Origin of the sequence: Sphingomonas metalli (assembly GCF_014641735.1) — a bacterium.
Taxonomy (GTDB): Bacteria; Pseudomonadota; Alphaproteobacteria; order Sphingomonadales; family Sphingomonadaceae; genus Sphingomonas; species Sphingomonas metalli.
In genome coordinates, this window is the sequence record NZ_BMIH01000012.1 from 1 (window position 1) to 2,570 (window position 2,570).

Here is a 2,570-nt window from a genome sequence, read left to right on the forward strand (position 1 = left end):
TGTGTAGGGCGGTGACAAACCCGGCCACGGGAGCGCCGGCATAGGTGCCGGTGCGGCGGAGAGAAATCCTGCCAGTGGTAAGCTGCTCCATTTGGGGCGGCGAGGATGTTTGCCTTGGAGAGCTACGCGGCCGTTCGGCGTTTCGTGTTCGTGGAAGGTCATAGTCGCCGGGAAGCGGCGAAGGTGTTCGGTCTGAGCCGGGACACGGTGGCGAAGATGTGCGCGTTCTCGCTGCCACCAGGCTACCGGCGCGCGAAGCCGCCGGAGAAGCCGAAGCTGGGGCCGCTGTTGCCGGTCATCGACGCCATGCTGCGCGAGGACCGCCTGTCGCCGGCCAGGCAGCAGCACACCGCCAAACGGATCTTCGAGCGGCTGCGCGACGAGCATGGCTATGGCGGCGGCTACACGGTGGTGAAGGACTATGTGCGGCTAAGTCGGGCCCGCAGCCGGGAGACGTTCGTGCCGCTGGCGCACCCGCCGGGCCATGCCCAGGTCGACTTCGGCGAGGCGTGGGCCGAGATCGGCGGCGTGCGGCAGAAGGTTCATTATTTCTGCATGGACCTACCGCATTCCGATGCGTGTTTCGTGAAGGCCTATCCGCGCGAGACGACCGAGGCGTTCCTGGACGGCCATGTTTCGGCCTTCGCCTTCTTCGGCGGCGTGCCGCTGTCCATTCTCTACGACAATCTGAAGATTGCGGTGGCGAGGATCTGCGGCGACGGCAAGCGCGAGCGCACGCGGGCCTTCACCGAGCTGGTCAGCCACTACCTGTTTGCCGACCGGTTTGGCCGGCCCGGCAAGGGCAACGACAAGGGGAAGGTCGAGGCGCTGGTAAAGCACGCCCGCGCGATGTTCATGGTGCCCATTCCGGTGGCGGCCAGCTTCGACGAGTTGAACGAGCGCCTGGCGAAGGACTGCCTGGCCCGACAGAACGGGCATGCCGGACGCTATGCCGACACCATCGCCGAGCGGCTTGCCGCCGACCGGCAGGTCTTCCGGGCCTTGCCGGCGGTGCCGCTGGAGCCGTGCGAGAAGCGGTCGGCGCGCGTGTCGTCGACCGCGCTGGTGCGCTACCGGACCAACGACTATTCGGTGCCGACCGCCTACGGCTTCCGCGACGTCCTGGTGAAGGGGTTCGTCGACGAGGTCGTCATCAGCATCGCCGGCGAGGAGATCGCCCGCCATCCGCGCAGCTATGGCGAGGGCGCCTTCGTCGCCAACCCGCTGCACTATCTCGCGCTCATCGAGCAGAAGCCCGGCGCGCTCGACCAGGCGGCCGCCTTGCAGGGCTGGGATCTGCCCGAGATCTTCCAGCATCTGCGCCACCTTTTGGAAGCCCGTATGGGCAACAAGGGGAAGCGGGAGTTCATCCAGGTGCTGCGGCTGCTCGAAGCCCTGCCGCTCGCCGTCGTCACCGACGCGGTGACACAGGCCGTGCAGCTCGGCGCCATCGGCTTCGACGCGGTGAAGCTCATCGCGCTGGCGCGTATCGAACGGCGACCGCCCCGTCTCGATCTGGCCGCCTATCCGCACCTGCCCCGGACGGACGTGAAGACGACCCGGGCGGCGGACTATGGAGTGCTGGCGGCATGACAAGCGACAAGATGCCGACCGGCACGACCGGCGGGACACCCCAGGTGCTGCTCGCCCACCACCTCAAGCAGCTCAAGCTGCCGACCGTGCTGCGCGAATATGAGAAGGTCGCGCGCGAATGCGCCCGCGACGGTATCGACCACCCGCGCTACCTGCTGCGTCTCATCGAGCTTGAGCTCATCGACCGGGAGCGGCGCACGGTCGAGCGGCGGATCCGCGCCGCCCGCTTCCCGGCGGTGAAGAGTCTCGACACCTTCGACTTCACCGCCATCCCCAGCCTCAACAAGATGCTGGTGCTCGAACTCGCCCGCTCGGAATATATCCTGCGCCGGGAGAACGTCATCGCGCTGGGTAACAGCGGCACGGGCAAGACGCACGTCGCCCTCGCGCTCGGCCTGGCGGCTTGCCAGAAGGGTTTCACCGTCGCCTTCACGACCGCGGCCTCGCTGGTCAACCAGCTGATGGAGGCGCGCGACGAGCGGCGTCTGCTCAAACTCCAGCGGGAACTGGCGGCCGTGAAGCTGCTCATCGTCGACGAGCTCGGCTATGTGCCGCTGTCGGCGACCGGCGCAGAACTGCTCTTCGAGGTGCTGTCGCAGCGATACGAGCGCGGCTCGACCATCATCACGTCGAACCTGCCGTTCGAGGACTGGACCCAAGTGCTCGCCTCGGAGCGGCTCACCGGCGCGCTGCTCGACCGCCTCACGCACCACGTCTCCATCCTCACCATGAATGGCGACAGCTACCGCCTCAAACAGTCCGCCGGCCGGCGCTCCGCCAGAAGGGCGGAGCAAAACCAGGCCACTGTGTCGGCCGACCCGAACACCGGAGAGATCCCGCCGACATAGCCGGGAGAAAACGGTCGCGACGACATGGAAAGGGCCCCGATCGGGGCCCTTTCCATGTCGTCATCACGCCTCGACCGCTGGCCTACTTTTACACCGCCACCGTGGCCGGATTTTGCTCCGCCGTTGACA

At 67.1% G+C, this 2,570-nt stretch carries 2 protein-coding genes; both read left to right on the forward strand.

From position 1 onward, the window contains the following. Window positions 1-105 precede the first annotated feature (105 nt). Complete coding sequence (istA, locus tag IEX18_RS18420) at window positions 106-1,593, forward strand: IS21 family transposase (protein ID WP_188661400.1); 1,488 nt, start codon at window positions 106-108, stop codon at window positions 1,591-1,593. Further along, on the forward strand, window positions 1,590-2,441 hold the full coding sequence (gene istB, locus IEX18_RS18425; RefSeq protein WP_371859768.1) for an IS21-like element helper ATPase IstB: 852 nt from the start codon (window positions 1,590-1,592) through the stop codon (window positions 2,439-2,441). The genes istA and istB overlap by 4 nt, the downstream gene beginning before the upstream one ends. Window positions 2,442-2,570 lie beyond the last annotated feature (129 nt).

Bases quoted from the DNA above. Each gene is read 5' to 3' on its own strand.
- istA (WP_188661400.1), top strand. From the start codon at position 106: ATGTTTGCCTTGGAGAGCTACGCGGCCGTTCGGCGTTTCGTGTTCGTG.
- istB (WP_371859768.1), top strand. From the start codon at position 1,590: ATGACAAGCGACAAGATGCCGACCGGCACGACCGGCGGGACACCCCAG.